This window comes from Pseudoxanthomonas sp. (assembly GCF_035999195.1).
Classification (GTDB): domain Bacteria; phylum Pseudomonadota; class Gammaproteobacteria; order Xanthomonadales; family Xanthomonadaceae; genus Pseudoxanthomonas_A.
Genome location: NZ_DASYGY010000007.1, coordinates 292,927 through 311,517, shown reverse-complemented (window position 1 = coordinate 311,517; position 18,591 = coordinate 292,927). Strand labels below are relative to the sequence as shown.

Here is an 18,591-nt window from a genome sequence, read left to right as displayed (position 1 = left end):
CGACCGGTTGCCTGACTCGGCAACGCCCTGCCGGGCCGATGTTGTGTAACATCGGGGCTCCGGGACGACAGGGGAGCAGTTCGTCGGCCCGGCTCGGCACCACATACCTATAAGAACGCAAGGCGGGAGTACGTCATGTCCAAGGGGCAATCCCTGCAGGATCCTTTCCTGAATGCACTGCGGCGCGAGCGCGTCCCGGTGTCGGTCTACCTGGTCAACGGCATCAAGCTGCAGGGCACCATCGAATCCTTCGACCAGTTCGTGGTCCTGCTGCGCAACACGGTCAGCCAGATGGTCTACAAGCACGCCATCTCCACCGTGGTGCCGGCGCGCAACGTGCGCGTGGGCCCGGGCGGCGGCTACGTGCAGCAGGGTGACGAAGACGCGGAAGGCGGCGACGACGAAACCGCGTGATAATGCGTGCCTCGATTGACGAGGCACGACCCCATTGTTTGAAAGATCCCGCAAGGGCGAGCATGCGCTGCTGATCCAGCCGCATGCCGGCGGCCGTCCCGACGACGGCCTCACCGAAGAGTTCAGCGACCTGGCGCGCTCGGCCGGCGCCACCATCGCCGCGCTGCTGACCGCGCGCATCGACCGTCCCAATCCCTCCACGCTGATCGGCAGCGGCAAGCTGGAGGAAGTGAAGGCGGCCGCCGACGCCACCGGCGCCGACCTGATCCTGGTCAACTTCCCGCTCTCTCCCGGCCAGGAACGCAACCTGGAGAAGTTCCTGCAGCGCCGCGTGCTGGACCGCACCGGCCTGATCCTGGACATCTTCGCCCAGCGCGCACGCAGCCACGAAGGCAAGCTGCAGGTGGAACTGGCGCAGCTGCGCCACATGGCCACCCGGCTGGTGCGCGGCTGGACCCACCTGGAGCGGCAACGCGGCGGCTCCATCGGCCTGCGTGGTCCGGGCGAAACCCAGTTGGAAACCGACCGCCGCCTGCTGCAGAAGCGCGTCGAGCAGCTGCAGAAGCGGCTGGAGAAAGTCGAAGTGCAGCGCACGCAGATGCGCCGGGCCCGCGTGCGCAGCGAGCTGCCGCGCGTGGCGCTGGTCGGCTACACCAATGCCGGCAAGTCCACCCTGTTCAACGTGCTGACCGGTGCCGAGGCCTACGCCGCCGACCAGCTGTTCGCCACCTTGGACCCGACCGTGCGCCGCATCGACCTGCCCGGCGGCGCGGTGGTGCTGGCCGACACCGTCGGCTTCGTCCGCGACCTGCCGCACGAGCTGGTCGCCGCGTTCCGCTCCACCTTGAGCGAAGCGCGCGAAGCCGACCTGCTGCTGCACGTCATCGATGCCGCCGACCCGCACCGCGAGGAGCGCATCGCGCAGGTCGACGAGGTGCTGCAGGAGATCGGCGCCGGCGACCTGCCGCAGATGCTGGTGTTCAACAAGATCGACCGCATCGAAGGCGCCGCCCCGCGCCACGACCAGCCCGACCCGGGCGTGGACGAAGGCGAGGCGCCCAGCGCCGGCATGGGTCGCGAGCGCGTCTGGCTGTCCGCACGCGACGGGCAGGGCATCGACCTGCTGCGCGGCGCGCTGGCGCAGCGGCTGGGGTTCCAGCGCGTGCGCGGCGAGCTGCACCTGCCGGCCAACTCCGCCCGCCTGCGCTCGCGCCTGCACGCGCTGGGCGCGGTGCTGGCCGAGGATTTCGAAGAGAACGGCTGGCGCGTCACCGTCGACCTCGCCCTGGCCGACGCCCAGCGCCTGGCCTCGCAGGCCGGCGGCCATCCGCTGGAGGCGCTGCTGCCGCAGGCGGAGCGGGAGGAGTGGCAGTAGGGACGGCTGCTTTCTGTAGGAGCGACGTCAGTCGCGACCGCACGGCCTCCGTCTACGTGGAAAGCCGGTGGTTCTCCTTCCGGGCGCGCTGCGGCGCGTTCCTGTTCCTGCAGGGGGGCACCGCCATCGGGGCGCGGTCGCGACTGACGTCGCTCCTACAGAAGAGCGGCAGCCCCATGACCTCCCGGCCTTGCCTCCCGGCCGGGCCGTCCCTATCTAGTAGAATCGAAACCTGCGCCGGCTCCGGCCGCGCGAATCTTCCAATACGGAGTGGGCATGGCCTGGAACACCCCCGGCAGCGGCAGTGGCGGATCTGGCAACAACGGCAACCGGAACAGCAACTGGAAGCCGCGCACCCCGCAGGGAGGCGGCGGCATCGGTGACGTGGTCGAACGCCTGCGCGGCCTGTTCGGCGGTGTCGGTGGCGGCGGCAATCCGCTGCGCTGGGTGCTGCTGGGCATCGGCCTGCTGGTGCTGTTCTCCAGCTTCCAGCTGATCGGCGAACAGGAGCGCGGCGTGGTGCTGCGCTTCGGCCAGTACGCCCGCACCATGCAGCCGGGCCCCAACTTCAAGTTCCCCTGGCCCATCGAAAGCGTCACCAAGGTCAACGCCACCGGCGTGCGCACCTTCAGCAACAGCCTGCCCGTGCTGACCCGCGACGAGAACATCATCACCGTCTCGTTCAACGTGCAGTACCGCGTCGGCGACCCCAAGCTGTTCCTGTTCGGCACCACCGACGCCACCCGCGTGCTGGAGCAGACCGCGCAGAGCGCCGTGCGCGAAGTGATCGGTCGCTCCGACCTGGATGCCGCCCTGAACAACCGCGGTCCGCTGTCGGCCACCGCCGGCACCGCGCTGCAGGCCTCGCTGGAGGCCTACCGCACCGGCCTGGTCGTCACCGAACTGAGCCTGCAGGACGCGCGTCCGCCGGAAGCCGTCAAGCCGGCCTTCGACGAGGTCAACAGCGCCCAGCAGGAAAACGAGCGCGTGGTCAGCCAGGCCCGCGCCTACGCCGCCAAGATCGTGCCTGAGGCGCGCGGCGACGCGCAGCAGATCCGCACCCAGGCCGAAGGCTACAAGACCGCCGCCATCGCCCGCGCCACCGGTGACGCGACCCGCTTCTCGCTGCTGCTGGACGAGTACCGCAACGCACCGGAAGTCACCCGCAAGCGCCTGTGGCTGGATACGGTGCAGCAGGTGCTGGGCAACAACCGCAAGGTCGTCGGCGGCGACAGCCGCCAGCTGATCTACGTGCCCATGGGCAACAGCGCCCAGGCCACGGCGCAGCCGCCGGCCGGCGTCATTCCCACCGAGGTGCTGCCGCAGGTCGAGAGCACCCCGTCCAGTTCCCGCAATTCGGCGCGCACGCCACGCCCGGCCGGCCGTGAGGAGGCGCAGCCATGAGGAATTCCCTGATCGTCGGCATCGTCGTGGCCCTGCTGCTGGGCCTGATGGGGTCCGTCTACGTGGTGCGCGAAGGACAGGTGGGCCTGGTGCTCAACCTCGGCCGCGTGGTGCGCAGCGAAATCGGCCCCGGCCTGCACTTCAAGCTGCCGCTGGTGGAAACGGCGCGCGTGTTCGACCGCCGCTTCACCGCCAACGAGTTCCCGCCCGAGCGCTCGCTGACCTCCGAGCGCAAGGACGTCAGCGTCGACTTCATCGCCATCGGCTTCATCGTCAACGCGGCGGACTTCTACCGCGCCACCGGCGGCCAGCCCGAGCTGGCCACCGAGCGCCTGGCGCCGATCATCAAGGAGTCGCTGCGCAACGAGATCAACTCGCGCACGCTGACCCAGCTGGTGTCGGGCAACCGCAACGAGCTGATCGAGAAGCAGCTGCCGGGCATCAACGCCGGCGCCAAGACCCTGGGCATGCAGATCGTCGACATCCGCTTCAAGCAGATCGACCTGCCGACCGACAGCGAAGTCATCGACCAGGTCTACAACCGCATGCGCGCCGAGCGCTCGCAGGTGGCCAGCGCCCTGCGCGCGCAGGGCGCCGAGCAGGCCCGCATCGTCGAGGCGCAGGCCAACCGCGATGTCGCGGTGCTGCTGGCCGAAGCCGAGCGCGATGCGCAGAAGCTGCGCGGCGAAGGCGATGCCGAAGCCGCCCGCATCTACGGCGAGGCCGCCAACCGCGACGCGTCGTTCTATGCCTTCCAGCGCAGCCTGGAGGCCTACCGCGCCTCGTTCAAAGACGGGCAGGGCGTGATCGTGCTGGACAAGGACGACCCGTTCCTCCAGTACATGCGCAGCGACCGCTGAGTCCTCGCACGCCGGCCGCCCCAGGGCGGCCGGTCCCGTTTCAGCCCCCGTCTTTCAACACCCTGCGCCCCACCGCAGGGCCAGGAGCCCGTCCATGTCCGACCTCTGGTCCGCCCTCTGCCTGGTCGCCATCCTCGAAGGCCTGGTGCTGTTCGCCATCCCGGGCAGCTGGAAGCGCGCCGCGTTGCAGCTGCTGCAGATGTCCGACGGCCAGGTCCGCGCCGTGGGCGGCTTCATCCTGATCTTCGGGCTGACGTTGCTTTGGGTGGTGAAACGCTGAGGGATCGCCTACGGCCCTGCGTTCGCGTCGGCGGATGAGGGGCCGCGCTTCGCGCCATTCCCGAACCTTCGACGCAGCCCCCCGCCAGGGTAGCCCCCGTCCCCCTAAACCCGGATAATGCACAAAAGCCGGATGGGCTCCCTGCGTGGGAAGACCGCCGGCTTTTTCCGTGTCTGGGCCCGGCGTGGCGGGCGGCTCCCCGATGGAGCCTGCCGGCAGCAACGGCGCCGAACCCAGCGCGAACCTTCCGGCGGCCCCGATGGTCGCCACCAATCGAGGAGTTACCCGTCATGGGTCAGTCAGTCGTCGTTCTCGGCGCCCAGTGGGGCGATGAAGGCAAGGGCAAGATCGTCGATCTGCTCACCGAGGAAATCGGAGCCGTCGTCCGTTTCCAGGGCGGCCACAATGCCGGCCATACGCTGGTGATCGGGGGCAAGAAGACCGTCCTGCACCTGATCCCGTCCGGCATCCTGCGCCCCGATGCACTGTGCCTGATCGGCAACGGCGTGGTGCTGTCGCCGGCCGCGCTGATCAAGGAAATCGACGAACTGGAATCGGCCGGTGTGGAAGTGCGTTCGCGCCTGAAGATCTCCCCGGCCACGCCGCTGATCATGCCGTACCACATCGCCCTGGATCAGGCGCGCGAGAAGGCCGCCGGCGGCAAGGCCATCGGCACCACCGGCCGCGGCATCGGTCCGGCGTACGAGGACAAGGTGGCGCGCCGCGGCATCCGCGTGGCCGACCTGCATTACCCCAAGCAGCTGGAAGAGCTGCTGCGCACGGCGCTGGACTACCACAACTTCGTGCTCACCAAGTACCTGGGCGTGGACGCCGTCGACTTCCAGAAGACCTACGACGAAGCCCTCGCCTTCGGCGAGTACGTGCAGCCGATGAAGTCCGACGTCGCCGGCATCCTGCACGACCTGCGCAAGCAGGGTAAGCGCGTGCTGTTCGAAGGCGCGCAGGGTGCGCTGCTCGACATCGACCACGGCACCTATCCCTACGTCACCAGCTCCAACACCACCGTCGGCGGCGCGTTCGCCGGCACCGGCGTGGGCGCGGACGCCATCGACTACGTGCTGGGCATCTGCAAGGCCTACGCCACGCGCGTGGGTGGCGGTCCGTTCCCGACCGAACTGGACGACGAAGTGGGTCAGGGCATCCGCGACCGCGGCCAGGAATACGGCGCCTCCACCGGCCGTCCGCGCCGCTGCGGCTGGATGGACATCGTCGCGCTGAAGCGCGCCGTCGCCATCAACGGCATCTCCGGCCTGTGCATCACCAAGCTCGACGTGCTGGACGGCATGAAGACGCTGAAGATCTGCATCGCCTACGAATACCGCGGCAAGCGCACCGAATACGCGCCGCTGGATGCCGGCGGCTGGGAAGAGTGCACGCCGGTGTACCTGGAATTCCCGGGCTGGGACGAGAACACCCACGGCATCACCGAGTGGGACAAGCTGCCGCCGGCCGCGCGGGCCTACCTGCGCGCGCTGGAGGAACTGTCCGGCTGTCCGCTGGCCATCGTCAGCACCGGTCCCGACCGCGACCACACGATGGTGCTGCAGGACCCGTTCGCGTAACCCGCTGTACGTTCGGGCAGGCGCTGTCCTGTGACACGACGGTAACGCGACTAATCAGGGGTGCACGGAATGCACGCCGCAGTGAAAGGAAGCCCCGCGCATGCGGGGCTTTTTCTTGCGGCACGGACGGGCCGGGGTTCTCCCGATGCCGCGTCCGCCCCTTCATCCCATCGATCGCACCCGTGTCGGCACACCCGTGCCGTCCGACCGTGCGCGCCTGTTTCGTGGAGCGTTACCGCATGTCCAAGTTGAACGACCCGACCGACGACGTCCTGCTGCTGGACGCATCCGTTGCGCCGCCCTACATCATCGACCGCCGCGAACCGCTGCCCCGCCATGACCCGGCCGCGCTGCGCGCCGGCCTGACCCGTGCGCAGCTGGCCACGCTGGAGTCGCTGGAAAGTTTCCGCTGGCGCCTGGCCTTCGTGCGCCGCCCGGTCTTCCAGGCGCCCATCCCCGTGCTGTTCGACCGCAACAACGAGCGCTACCTCGTCATCCGCGAAGACGGCACGCTCGACGAACAGCCCACGCTGAAACTGCGCGACTGAGCGCACGCCGTTCCGGCACAGCGCTTGCATCGCACGGGCGACCCTAAAAGACGGCCGCACACGGCCGTTACCCCTGACAGGTGTCGCCGTTATCGCTGGAGTCTCCCCATGTACCGCAATGCCGCCCGAGCCGACGTCATCCCCGGACCCTGGCCCGCGTCCCGCCCGGCCACGTCCGAGCGCCGCAAGGCCACGCCCGCGCAGCAGGCCGACGCCCTGCGCGCCGGCCTGACGCCCGCGCAGCTGATGACGCTGGAAGCGCTGGAGATCTTCCACTGGCGCCTGGCCTTTGTCCGCCGCCCACTGTTCCAGGCCCCCATCCCGGTCCTGTTCGACCGCGACGACACCCGTTACGTCGTCATCGAAGAAGACGGCACCCTCAACGAACAACCCGCCCTCCAACTCCGCGCCTGACCCCGCTGTCTGCCAGCGCAGTTCCTTCTCCCCGCCGAGCGGGGAGAAGGTGCCCGAAGAGCCTGCCCCGTACTCGATACGGGGGCGGACGAGGGACGCTTTCGATTCACCACGCACGATCAGAAAAGAAGGTTGAGACGCGGGTGATGCGCAGATCGAGCGGAGCGCCGTCGCCGTTGAGCATGGCTTCGCGCTCGCCCCTCATCCGGCCTCCGGCCACCTTCTCCCCGCCGAGCGGGGAGAAGGAACTGCAGAGCCGGCAGCAGTCCTGCTTTGCGCCACCCTCCCGCGCCACCTCCCTGAATCGATGCTGCACTCCGCCGTCGCGCCCTCACGCCACGTTGCGGGATCCCGTTCCAAGGTATCGCCCGCGTGCGCGGTCCCCGCGCACGCCTGTCCACGCCATCAGGAGCCCCCACCGGATGTCGGATCCGCATCGCCCGCACGACCTCACCGATCTCCCCGCCGAGGGAAACGCCCCCCGCACCCCCGAGCGCCGCACGGGCAAGAGCGACCACGCCACGCTGCTGGCCGGCCTCACCCCCGCGCAGCAGGCCACCGTGCAGACCATGGAAACCTTCCACTGGCGTCTGAAGTTCGTCCGCCGCCCGCTGTTCAAGACCCCCATCCCCGTCCTGTTCAACCGCGACGGCGACCGCTACGTGGTGGTCAACGAAGACGGCACCATCGACGAGAACCCGGCGCTGAAACTGAGGGATTGAGGCATCGCCCGCCCGCTCCGCCCGCCTTGCGGGGGGGCGCACGCTACAGGCGCCGCCGCAGGCGCTGGACGCGATGGCGCGGACAGAGTGAAGTAAACGATCCGCCAGCGGGCAGGGCGGCCTTCAACCCGCGATTGCCCTTGATGCATCAGACGGTGGGCCAAGGCCCACCCTACGGGGTGCGACAACGTGGCCTGAGCCGGGGAGGGGACTCGCCAGCGGGCAGGACGTACTTCGGCCCGCCATGTGCCTTGATGCATCGGATGGTGGGCCAAGGCCCACCCTACGAGGCGCGACGACGTGGCCTGAGCAGCCGGGGAGAGGATCCGCGAGCGGATAGACATCGCAGGGTGGGCCTTGGCCCACCGTCACCCGACGACGGCGGATGGATCGACCGCGACATGCGCACCAGGTCCCGCGCGCCGGGCGTCCCCCAATAGGGGAGGCGCGGCGGTGGCGCCCTGCGGCATGGATACACTCTGCCGGGCATCGGGGAGGACGGCGTGTCGATGGGCGCTTCTTGCACGGGGCGGAGACGTGACTGGCTGGGGCGGGTGTTCGGCCTGCTGTGCCTGCACGCGTGGTCGACGGCGGCGGCACCGCAGGACGTGGTGGACTACCACCGCAGCACATGGACCCAGCGCGACGGCGCGCCGCCGGACATCTGGAGCTTGGCGCAGGATCGCAGCGGGCCGCTGTGGCTGGGGACCGGCGTGGGTCTCTACCAGTTCGACGGCCTGCGCTTCGAGCGCTACAACCCGCCGCAGGGGCAGGGCTTCGCGTCCAGCAACATCACCGCGCTGCTGAGCGACCGCCGCGGCCGGCTGTGGATCGGCTTCTATCCGGGCGGCATCAGCGTGCTGGACGGCGGCCGGCTGCGCCATTACCCGCCGTCGCCCCACCTGCCGTCCGGCCTGGTGATGCGCATCGTCGAAGACCGGGCGGGGCGCATCTGGGTGGCCTCGTTCACCGGCCTGTACCGCTTCGATGGCCGGACCTGGCAGCGGATCGGTGCGGAAACCGGGTTTCCCCATGCCTATGCCGACGACGTGCTGCTGGATTCGCACGGCACCCTGTGGGTGGCCGCCGGCAACGGCCTGATGTACCTGCCGCCGGACGGCGCGCGGTTCGTGCCGACCGGCGTCGCCACCGGGCTCTACGCCTCCCTGCTGGAAACCCCCGGCGGCGCGCTGTGGGTGTCGGATGGCGTGCACGGCACGCGTTCGCTGGCGCTGGCGGCGCCCGACCGGGCGCGGGCGCCCGGCTTCGGTCATTTCGCCTCGATGCGGCTGGATCGGCAGGGCGCGTTGTGGGGCACGGACCGGCGCCGGGGCGGGGTGGTGCGGGTGGCGCAGCTGGACGCCTTCGCCCGCGGCCACGCGCTGCGCGAGCAGGACGCCACCGCGATCATCCGCGAGCCCGACGGCCTGGCGTCGGACCGCGCCATTCCGGTGCTGGCCGATCGCGAGGGCAGCATCTGGGTGGGCACCAACATGGGCCTGCACCGGTTCCGTCCCAGCCGCGTGCAGGCGCTGCAGGACGAGCGGCTGAGCCAGGACGGCGTGTACGGCCTGGCGTTCTCGCCGGCGCACGGCCTGCTGGTGTCGAGCGAGCGCCAGCTGTACCGGGTCGAGGGCGACGACCGCCTGACGTGGCTGGCCGAATCCCCGGGCAAGCGGATCTACGCCGTGCAGGCGGTGGGCCAGCGCGTGTACGCCCCCACCTGGGACCGCGTGTACGAGTACACCACCGCCGGACTGCGCGACCTGCACATGCCGGGTGACGGAAAGCTGGGCGCGGTGGCGGGCGACGGCGCCGAAGGGCTGCTGGCGATGCGCGAAGGCGAGGGCCTGTTCCACTTCGACGGCCATGCGTGGCGCCATGTGGGGGCCGGCCTGATTCCCGCGGGCGGGGCGACCTCGCTGCTGCGCGACACCGACGGCTCGGTCTGGATCGGCTACACCGGCAGCCGCCTCGTGCACTGGCGCAACGGCGCGCTGCGCACGTTCGGCGGCCGCGACGGGCTGGACATCGGTACGGTGTCGGCGCTCGCGCGCGTGGCCGCGGGCCTGCTGGCGGGCGGAGAGAGCGGCGTGGCGCTGCTGCGCGACGGCCAGGTGCGCGCGCTGCAGGCCGGCGACCGCACGCGATTGAACGGCATCACCGGCCTCCATGCCGGCAGCGACGGCGGCGTGTGGCTGAGCGGGGTCAACGGCGTGCTGCAGGTACCGGCCGAGGTGCTGGCCCGCGCCCCCGACAGCGGCCATCTCGACGGCCGGCTGTACGACACCGCCGACGGCATGCCCGGCATCGCCCAGCAGTCCGCCCTGGCCTCCACCGCCGTGGCCGACGGCGCGGGCCGCCTCTGGTTCACCACCAACCAGGGGCTGGCGATGATCGATCCGGCCCGGCGCCACCACAATCCGGTGGTACCGACGGCCAGCATCCGCGGCCTGGCGGCGGGTTCGGTGGAATACGCGCCCGAGGACGGGCGCGACTTCGCCCCGGGCACGCGCGACATCCAGATCCGCTACGGCGCCAGCAGCCTGGCCTATCCGGAACAGGTGCGCTTCCGCTACCGGCTGGAGGGCTTCGATGAGGCGTGGCAGCAGGCCGGCAACCGGCGCGTGGCGTACTACACCAACCTGCCGCCGGGCGATTACCGCTTCCAGGTACAGGCGGCCAACGAGAGCGGCGTGTGGAGCCCGCAGAGCGCCACGCTCGCGTTCTCGGTGGCGCCCAGTTTCGTGGAGTCGTGGTGGTTCATGACGTTGTGCGGGCTGAGCCTGGTGGCGGCGGTCTATGCGGCCTACCTGTGGCGGCTGCGGCGGGTGGCGCACCGCATGCGCATGCGCTACGAGGAGCGTCACCGCGAGCGCGAGCGCATCGCGCGCGAGTTGCACGACACGCTGCTGCAGAGTTTCCAGGGGCTGCTGCTGCGCTTCCAGGCGGTGGCCAGCGGCCTGCGCGACGACGATCCGGTGCGGGTGGCGCTGGAGCAGGCGATGGACCGTGGCGAGGAGGCCATCGTGGAGGGGCGCGAACGCGTGCGTTCGCTGCGCATGCCGGCCGCGTCGGTGTCCGAGCCGCTACCGTCGGCGCTGGAACGGGTCGGGCGCGAGCTGGCGCAGCTGCACCCGGCCGCGTTCGGGGTGAGCGCCGACGCGCGCCTGCCGGCGCTGGATCCGGTGGTGCGCGACGAGATCTACTGGATCGGCCGCGAGGCGCTGTGCAATGCGTTCCGCCACGCCGGGGCCACGCGCATCCAGGTGGAGATCCGCGCCAGCCGCGGGCGGGTGGTGTTGCGCATCCGCGACGACGGCCGCGGCCTGGACGAGGACGTGCGCCGCGCCGGCGCGCGCGACGACCACTGGGGCCTGCGCGGCATGCGCGAGCGTGCGCACGACATCGGCGCGCGGCTGCGGATCACCAGCCGGCCGGGCAAGGGCACGCAGGTGGAACTGGCGGTGTCGCGCGGGGCGACGGCCCGGACGCGCGAGGCGCGCGCCCCCGGGCGTCGCGGCGGAAACGTGCCGCAGCATCCCTGATCCCGGCCAACCCCCCGGCAGCGAACCGGTACCGGCGCGTCCTCCGCGCTCACGCCTCCACGGCGTCCTCGCGCATCCGTGCCGTGCGGTAGGCCCGCTGCGCCGGCGCGTCGTGCGTGGTCTTGAACGTCGACACGCTCCGCCGCAGATCGCGCGCCTGCTCCTCCATCGCGCGTGCCGCCGCCGATGCTTCCTCCACCAGCGCCGCATTCTGCTGCGTGGTCTCGTCGATCTGCACGATCGACTGGTTCACCTGGTCGATGCCGGCCGCCTGCTCCTGCGATGCCGCCGCGATCTCGGACATGATCTCGCTGACGCGCTGCACCGCGGCCACCACGTTCACCATCGAATCGCCCGCATCGCTGACCAGGGCCGAGCCATCGTTGATGCGCTCCACCGAGGCCTCGATCAGCTGCTTGATCTCCTTGGCGGCGGTCGCCGACCGCTGCGCGAGCGTCCTCACCTCGCTGGCCACCACGGCGAAGCCGCGGCCCTGTTCGCCGGCGCGCGCCGCCTCGACCGCCGCGTTCAGGGCCAGGATGTTGGTCTGGAAGGCGATGCCGTCGATGACGGAAATGATCTCGGAAATGCGGCGCGAGGACTGTTCGATCTGCGCCATCATCTGCACCGCGCGCGCCACGATCTGGCCGCCCTCGGCGGCCACGCCGGACGCGGACACCGCGTGCGTATTGGCCTGGCGCGCCGAATCCGCGTTCTGCCGCACGGTCGAGGTCAGCTCTTCCATCGAGGCGGCCGTCTCCTCCAGGTTCGCCGCCTGCAGCTCGGTGCGGCGCGCCAGGTCGGCGTTGCCGGACGAGATCTCGCTCGCGGCCGTGTTGATGGAAACGGTGGAGTCCTGGATGCCCGAGACGATGGTCCTGAGCTGCCGCACGGTGGCGTTGGCGTCATCGCGCATCGTGGCGAACACGCCCTGGAAGTCGCCGCGCATCTCCTGGGTCAGGTCGCCCCCGGCCACCGACGTCAGCAGCACCGACAGCGCGGACAGGTTGCCGTCGGTGGTGTCCATCAGCCGGTTGAGGCTGGAGACCATGTCGTGGAAGTCGTACTGGTAGCGGTCGGCCGGGCCGCGCTGCGAGAAGTCGCCCGCCGCAGCGGCGGCCGCCAGGCGCTTGATGTCGGCGTTGATGGCCAGCAGGTTGCGCTTGGCCGCGTCCATCGCCGAGGTGATGACCGCCTTCTCGCCGGGCAGCACGTCCATGTCGATCGATAGGTCCCCGATCGCATAGCGCTGGATCACCTCGACCAGCCGCATCTTCACGGCGATGTGGGACGCCACCAGGTCGTTGGTGCCGCGAACCATCTGCCCGAAACCGCCGGGAAACGCACGGTCGTCGCAGCGGAAGCTGATGGTGCCTTCCTCGTGCCGCGCCGCCATCTCGCGCTGCGACTCGACCACGCGCCGGATCGTGTCCTGCATGTCGCGCATGCTGACCAGCAGCTGGCCCACTTCATCCTGGTAGCGCGAGGGGATGCGCGCCTCCAGGTCGCCCTGCGAGATGCGGGCGGCCACCTTGGCGGCGTAGCGGACGCCGCGCGTGATCGCGCGCACCGTGTACCACGACGCGCCGACGACGAGCGAGAGGATCAACGCCACCAGGCCGATGCCGACCAGCAGCTTCGTGCGTGCCGTCGCCAGGTGCGCGCGCGACTGGCGGCCGAGCTCGGCCAGTGCCGCGGTCTCGGTGCGGTCGAGCAGCGCATGCATCCCGGTCAACGCCGCGGCATCGGCGCGTTCGTTCCTGAAGGCGGGCGCGTCCTTGACCGCGGCCTGGGCGCTGCGGAGGGCGGGGCTGACCGTCGCCGACAGCGCGATCGCCTTGTCCATCTCCTGCGCGTAGGTGAGCAGCTCGCGGCGGAACGTTTCCTGCAGGGCGAGCCGGTGGCCATCTTCGGTGTCGGCGCCGCGGCGATGGATATCGCCCTGCAGGATCGCGAGGGTCGAGCTGACGTCGGGCAGATGCTGGGTGGAGGCGATGACCAGGTGGTAGCTGTCCGGGTAGGGCGTGTAGACCAGCAGGCTTTCATCGCCGATCGTATCGACGGCCTGCAGGGCCTCGTCGACATGCGCATTCAGCGCGGGATCGTCGTGCGCCAGCGTCTTCAGCGCCGTCCATTGCTGCGCGAGCTCCCGGATGCGCGCGTGGCTGCCGGCCAGGTGCGGCGCTGCCGCCGACGCCGCCAGCGCCTTGTCGTACAGCGCGGCGATATCGGTGTTGGCCTCGGCGGCCTGCGCATCCGCGGCGCCGCGGCGCAGGTTGAGCGCCTTCACCACGTCGAGCGTCGCATCGAGGGTGGGCAGGCTGGCCACTTCGGTGCGGCTGACCGCACGCATGTCGTTCAACTGCAGCAGGTAGAAGTACGACGGCACCAGCAGGCCGACGATGGAGAGACAGGAGATCAGGGTGAGCTTGAAAGCGGTGCTGCGGTTGTTCCAGGCATCGAGAAGGGCAGTCATGTTCGGTCCGCGTCGTGGTCGTCAGGTGATCGTTCGCACGCTTTAGCGGCGCCCGTGGCGGAACCTGAGACGGCGGGCGTTAGACGTTAGGAGGGGGTAGGCCGGGCGTGCGGTCGTCCGCACGCGCCGGCCGGGCGCCGATTCCACGGCCAAGTCGTTGAAAGGCAAGCGGAAATGACCGGGGGCCGACCATTCGCCACCGTCTGGTAATCGTAATTACCATCTTTGCCACGAGGCCGCCGTGCGGCTCCAAGGGCCTGCCGCCGGGCCGCTAACAGGAAGGTGCGGATCGGCAGACCGGAGCAGGCAATGGCGTTGAAGACCATCTCGACCGAGGCGTTGAGAGCGGGGATGTACGTGGTGAAGCTGCATGGCCCGTGGCTGGAGCATCCGTTCTGGCGCACCCGCTTCGTGGTGGAGCAGGACGATGTGGACACGCTGCGGGCCAGCGGGATCACCACGGTGGACATCGATACCGACCGCGGCGACGACGTCGGGGCAGGCGAGGCCGCCGCGCCGGCGGAGAACGCCGCCGTGCCGGCGCCGTCCGCGGACGCCGACGCGCCGGCCGTGTCCGCCGCACGCGTGGTTGCGGACGCGCCCGTGCTGCCCACGCTGTCCGACGAGATGGCGCGCGCACGGCTCATCTGCGACGACGGCCGCGCGCTGGTGGAGGCGATGTTCACCGAGCTGCGGATGGGGCGCACGCTGGTGCTGGACGGGGCGCACGACCTGGCCGCGCGCATCGACGAGTCGGTCTCGCGCAATCCGTTGGCGCTGGTCAGCCTGGCGCGGCTGAAGACGGCGGACAACTACACCTACCTGCACAGCGTGGCGGTGGCCGGGCTGATGGCGGCGGTGGCGCGCGAGCTGGACCTGCCCGCCGCGCAGCGCGAGCACGCGGCGATGGCCGGCCTGCTGCACGACATGGGCAAGGCGCATGTGCCGCTGGGCATCCTCAACAAGGCCGGCGCGCTGCAGGACGAGGAGATGGCCACCATGCGCCAGCACCCGGCGCACGGCGAGAAGATCCTGCGCGAGGCGGGCCTGGACATTCCGGAGGTGCTGCACGTGGTGCGCCACCATCACGAGCGCATGGACGGGCGGGGCTATCCCGATGCGCTCGCCGGCGATGCGCTGCCCATGCTCACGCGCATCAGTGCGGTCTGCGACGTGTACGACGCCATCACCTCCAACCGGCCGTACAAGGCCGGCTGGGATCCGGCCGAGTCGCTGCGCCGGATGGCGACGTGGCAGGGGCATTTCGATGTGCGGGCGCTCAAGGGCCTGATCCGGGTGCTGGGCATCTTCCCCATCGGCTCGCTGGTGCGGCTGGCGTCCGACCATCTGGCCGTGGTCATCGCGGCCGGCGAGCATCCGTTGGCGCCGCCGAAGGTACGGGTGTTCTATTCGGCCAAGTCCCACGCCCAGGTGTTCCGCCGCGACCTGGACCTGGCCGGCGCCAAGGACAGCATCGTGTCCATCGAGTCGCCGAAGAAGTGGGGCTTCCGGAATCTGGAGCACGTCTGGATGGCCTGAGCGGCGCGCGGGCGGTTCCGGCGCCGGCGATGCCTCATTCGGGTGAGCCGGCGCTCCCCTGTCTGCGGCATGCCCGTGCGGCGCAGGACGCGCACCGTGACGGACGGGGCCGGCCGGCACCGCGACAGGGCAGGCCGGTCGCCTCGCCCGTCGGCGCGCGATGGCCGGCGATGCGCCCTGCCGCGACCGCACCGACACGAGGTTTCCCATGCGCCGTTTCGTTCTTGCCGTTCTCCTCGCGGTGACCGCCGCGACGCTGCCGCCGGCCCAGGCCTCCAAGGCGCTGCGCGCGCCCACGCGCACGGTGGCGGTGGGCGCGGACACGGTGGCCTATCGCACGTTCGGTCGCGGCACGCCGCTGCTGCTGGTCAACCGGTTCCGCGGCACCATCGACACCTGGGACCCGGCCTTCCTTGATGCGCTGGCGCGGCATCACACGCTGTATGTGTTCGACCTGCCGGGCATCGGCCATTCCAGCGGCACGCAGCCGGACTCCATGGAGGCCGGGGTGAAGCTGCTCGACGGGCTGGCCGATGCGCTGGGGCTGGCGCGGTTCGATCTGCTGGGCTGGTCATGGGGCGGGCTGCTGGCGCAGGCCTATGTGATCGATAGGCCGGGCCGGGTGGAACGGCTGGTGTTGTTGGCGACCAATCCGCCGGGCAAGACCGATATTCCGTTGCAGCCGGCGTTCCTGGAGCGGGCGCTCAAGCCGGTCAATGATCTGGCCGACGAGGAGGTGCTGTTCTTCGAGCCGGCCTCGGCGCTCAGTCGCGAACGCGCGAAGGCCTCGCGCGAACGCATCCGCCAGCGGGCGGGCGTGGACGCGCACATCCCGGCCACGCAGGCGCAGTTCGACCGGTATTTCAAGGCGGCCGGGGGTTTCCATGCGGATGCGGCGGACCGGCGCGGCCAGCTGACGCGGCTGGCGCTGCCCATCCTGCTGGTCGCCGGCGACCACGACACCAGCACGGCGGGGCAGAACTGGTTCCCCCTGATCGGCGCCCTGCGCGATACGCGGTTCGTGTTCTATTCGCAGACGGGGCATGCGCCGCATCACCAGTATCCGGAGGAGGTGGGGGAGCTGGTGACGGATTTTTTGGGGCGGTAGGGGCCGCGCACCGCCGAAGTAAGGTCTTCCCACAGTAGCCATAGCGTGGCGTATAACTTCGTCGGTCGCCACACTGTTCAAGGTTCCCGTCCCCTTGCAGGTCAATCACCAAGGTGATCGCTACGTTATGTCGACGAGAACGCGTCGATGAGGAGACGCCCGCGTTGAACTTCGAGACTGACGGCGCATCTAGGGCGTGCCTCGATGTTTGCGCTGTGCGAGGGTTGCAGTCGTACGGAGTGCGAATAACATCATTATCTCGGACTCAGAGCCTCATCGGCTAGAGCCACTCAGTTAGGTCGACGAGCCTGCGCATGGTTGATCGTGTATCTCCGGAAGTTCGGTCACGGATGATGGCTTCCATCCGAGGGCGCGACACGCAACCCGAAATGGTCGTCCGTATATTCCTGCATAGCCTTGGTTTCCGCTACCGTCTTGCTCCCCGCAATCTCCCTGGCAAGCCGGATGTGGTGCTTCCGAAGCACAACGCTGCCATATTCATTCACGGATGTTTCTGGCACGGACATATCGGGTGTCGGTTCGCAACAATGCCGAGAACCCGAACCGAGTTCTGGACGGGCAAGATCGCGGCCAATCGTGCTCGCGACCGCATCAAAGAGGCCGAACTCTATTCCAAAGGTTGGCGTGTTGCGGTGGTGTGGGAATGTGCGCTTAAGTCAGACCGAGACGCCGCACTGCAGCGCCTCGTGACCTTCATCCGTTCCGGGATGAAATTTGAAGAAATCTCCGGTCAGACGCGGAGATAGGAATACACGATACCCGCAATCTGGCGCGCCATCCAAGGCGGCACTGCATTGCCGACTTGCCCATATTGCCAGCCCTGCGCGCCCTCGAAGAAATAGTTGTCTGGGAAGGTCTGCAATCGAGCAGCTTCTCGTACTGTGAGGCTGCGCATCTGAGCAGGATCCGGATGAATGAAGTAGTGTCCGTCCTTCTTCAAGTGACTAGTAACGGTTAGGCTAGGTTCGCTACTCAGTTGCACCTTGAAGCGATCAACAAACTTGCCGCTTTTCCAGTTCTTGTGCTTCGGGTGCAGAGCCTCGGGAAACTCCGCTGCGCCACGTGGTGAGCGCCCATGCACTTCGCCGAATGCGGATACGTAGGCATACCGCTGCAGATCTTCTGCTTGGTGACTTCGTGTCTCGTGATTGAGTAGGGTGTCCAGTCGCGGATCGAGCAACCACGAGGCGAGGTGCTCAGGTACGAGTCCGCACCCCGGCGTGAGCTGTTGGCGTAGTGCCCCCCTAGTCGGGTCGCCCAGTGTCGAAGCCTCCGTTGCCAGCTGGCGCAGCCTTCTCCGCACGCTTTGATCGTCATTGACTTTTTCGGCGGTGTCGCGAAGCAGGTGAGCGGCAGTTTTTGCCCAATCTTCGATGTGGGCCTCTTTTCCGTCGATACGCATGCCGCTTCGCAAGGGAGGCAAAGCGCCGATGGCTTCCGAAACGGTGCATCGCCACTCTCGGGGAGATAGGAACTTCCCTTCGCCGATTGAATAGTCATCCCTGATTCCCAAGAGGATTACACGATGGCGGGCCTGAGGAACCCCTAACGTCTCCGCGCGTATAATGAAATCGCGCGGATCCTTAACCCCCGCTTCCAGTCCGGCTCTTGGCTTGATAAGGGGGACCAAGCGATAGCGGGGTCCCTTTGATCCGCCGGGACGCTGGAGACTCTTCGCGATCTCCTCGAATACTGAGTTGCCGTCAGCCTCGGCCGAGAGAAGGCCCTTGACATTCTCCATCACGAACGCAGCAGGCGCGAACTCGGCGACCAACTTGCGGTAGTGCTGGTACAGTCGATAGCGCTCGTCATCCTCGGCACGGTAACCGAGAATGCCGCGATTGCGAGCACGACCTACGAGTGAGTATGCCTGACACGGTGGTCCGCCGATCAGGATCCAAGGCTCATCCTTGCTTGTCGTTGCAGCAATACGCTCGCGTAACACCCTGTCATCGGCCGGATTGCCTAGCTTGAGCTGCCGAGCCTCTTCGCAGGCGGCAATCCATTGCCGCTCAGTCCGAAAGGTGTAGGGCTCTTTACGTCGTCCTGCGACGTAGTCGTAGTAGCTATCGGGGACATGTCCCGAACGGAACTGCCTGAAGAAGGCTCTTAGTCGGAGCGTGCGCCAAGCGTTCTCTTCCATCTCCGCCGAGATGGTGATGCGGAAGGGGTGGGATTTGTTAGGGGCGACGTAGCCCGAGAAACCCTCACCCAGCCCTCCTGGGCCCGCAAAGATATCGACGACGGGGATATGCATGACTATCGGGACACTGATTCAACTAATAGGCTGGATGAGCCT

General features: G+C 68.9%; 15 protein-coding genes. 13 read left to right on the top strand and 2 right to left on the bottom strand.

Annotated elements, in window-relative coordinates; translation table 11 throughout:
- Positions 1 to 135: 135 nt before the first annotated feature.
- The 10 genes from hfq to VGN58_RS06175 all read left to right on the top strand — a co-directional run bounded on the left by hfq (position 136) and on the right by VGN58_RS06175 (position 11,148).
- A complete protein-coding gene (hfq, locus tag VGN58_RS06220) occupies positions 136 to 414 on the top strand; it encodes an RNA chaperone Hfq (RefSeq protein WP_062355623.1) in 279 nt (92 codons plus the stop codon).
- A 34-nt stretch (positions 415 to 448) separates the two neighbouring features.
- On the top strand, positions 449 to 1,789 hold the full coding sequence (hflX, locus tag VGN58_RS06215; protein ID WP_327482437.1) for a ribosome rescue GTPase HflX: 1,341 nt from the start codon (positions 449 to 451) through the stop codon (positions 1,787 to 1,789).
- A gap of 276 nt (positions 1,790 to 2,065) precedes the next feature.
- Positions 2,066 to 3,193 (top strand): FtsH protease activity modulator HflK, encoded by a 1,128-nt coding sequence (gene hflK, locus VGN58_RS06210; protein WP_327482436.1) that lies wholly within the window; start codon positions 2,066 to 2,068, stop codon positions 3,191 to 3,193.
- Positions 3,190 to 4,053, top strand: a complete 864-nt coding sequence (gene hflC, locus VGN58_RS06205; RefSeq protein ID WP_327482435.1) for a protease modulator HflC — start codon at positions 3,190 to 3,192, stop codon at positions 4,051 to 4,053. The genes hflK and hflC overlap by 4 nt, the downstream gene beginning before the upstream one ends.
- A 94-nt stretch (positions 4,054 to 4,147) precedes the next feature.
- Positions 4,148 to 4,333 carry a DUF2065 domain-containing protein gene (locus tag VGN58_RS06200; RefSeq protein ID WP_327482434.1) on the top strand — a complete coding sequence of 62 codons (186 nt, stop codon included), beginning with the start codon at positions 4,148 to 4,150 and terminating at the stop codon, positions 4,331 to 4,333.
- Positions 4,334 to 4,623: 290 nt separating this feature from the next.
- The gene (locus tag VGN58_RS06195; RefSeq protein WP_162109803.1) at positions 4,624 to 5,916 is read left to right on the top strand and encodes an adenylosuccinate synthase; all 1,293 of its coding nucleotides are present in this window, start codon (positions 4,624 to 4,626) and stop codon (positions 5,914 to 5,916) included.
- Between the two features lie 239 nt (positions 5,917 to 6,155).
- Positions 6,156 to 6,464, top strand: coding sequence for a hypothetical protein (locus VGN58_RS06190; protein ID WP_327482433.1), 309 nt, complete (start codon positions 6,156 to 6,158; stop codon positions 6,462 to 6,464).
- Positions 6,465 to 6,572: 108 nt separating this feature from the next.
- The gene (locus VGN58_RS06185; protein WP_327482432.1) at positions 6,573 to 6,878 is read left to right on the top strand and encodes a hypothetical protein; all 306 of its coding nucleotides are present in this window, start codon (positions 6,573 to 6,575) and stop codon (positions 6,876 to 6,878) included.
- 422 nt (positions 6,879 to 7,300) lie between these two features.
- The gene (locus VGN58_RS06180) at positions 7,301 to 7,600 is read left to right on the top strand and encodes a hypothetical protein (RefSeq protein WP_327482431.1); all 300 of its coding nucleotides are present in this window, start codon (positions 7,301 to 7,303) and stop codon (positions 7,598 to 7,600) included.
- A gap of 509 nt (positions 7,601 to 8,109) precedes the next feature.
- Positions 8,110 to 11,148: a sensor histidine kinase gene (locus VGN58_RS06175; RefSeq protein ID WP_327482430.1), complete on the top strand. Its 3,039-nt coding sequence runs from the start codon at positions 8,110 to 8,112 to the stop codon at positions 11,146 to 11,148.
- Positions 11,149 to 11,197: 49 nt separating this feature from the next.
- Here the strand turns inward: VGN58_RS06175 and VGN58_RS06170 are convergent, their stop codons facing one another.
- A complete protein-coding gene (locus VGN58_RS06170) occupies positions 11,198 to 13,624 on the bottom strand; it encodes a methyl-accepting chemotaxis protein (protein WP_327482429.1) in 2,427 nt (808 codons plus the stop codon).
- Positions 13,625 to 13,933: 309 nt separating this feature from the next.
- On the opposite strand from VGN58_RS06170, the gene VGN58_RS06165 reads away from it, so the two are divergent.
- From VGN58_RS06165 to VGN58_RS06155, 3 genes are all read left to right on the top strand, one after another.
- Entirely contained in the window at positions 13,934 to 15,163 is a 1,230-nt protein-coding gene (locus VGN58_RS06165; protein ID WP_327482428.1) for an HD-GYP domain-containing protein, read from the top strand.
- 208 nt (positions 15,164 to 15,371) lie between these two features.
- Entirely contained in the window at positions 15,372 to 16,271 is a 900-nt protein-coding gene (locus VGN58_RS06160) for an alpha/beta hydrolase (protein ID WP_327482427.1), read from the top strand.
- A gap of 314 nt (positions 16,272 to 16,585) precedes the next feature.
- Entirely contained in the window at positions 16,586 to 17,038 is a 453-nt protein-coding gene (locus VGN58_RS06155) for a very short patch repair endonuclease (protein WP_327482426.1), read from the top strand.
- Here the strand turns inward: VGN58_RS06155 and VGN58_RS06150 are convergent.
- On the bottom strand, positions 17,023 to 18,549 hold the full coding sequence (locus VGN58_RS06150) for a DNA (cytosine-5-)-methyltransferase (RefSeq protein WP_327482425.1): 1,527 nt from the start codon (positions 18,547 to 18,549) through the stop codon (positions 17,023 to 17,025). The genes VGN58_RS06155 and VGN58_RS06150 overlap by 16 nt on opposite strands.
- Positions 18,550 to 18,591 lie beyond the last annotated feature (42 nt).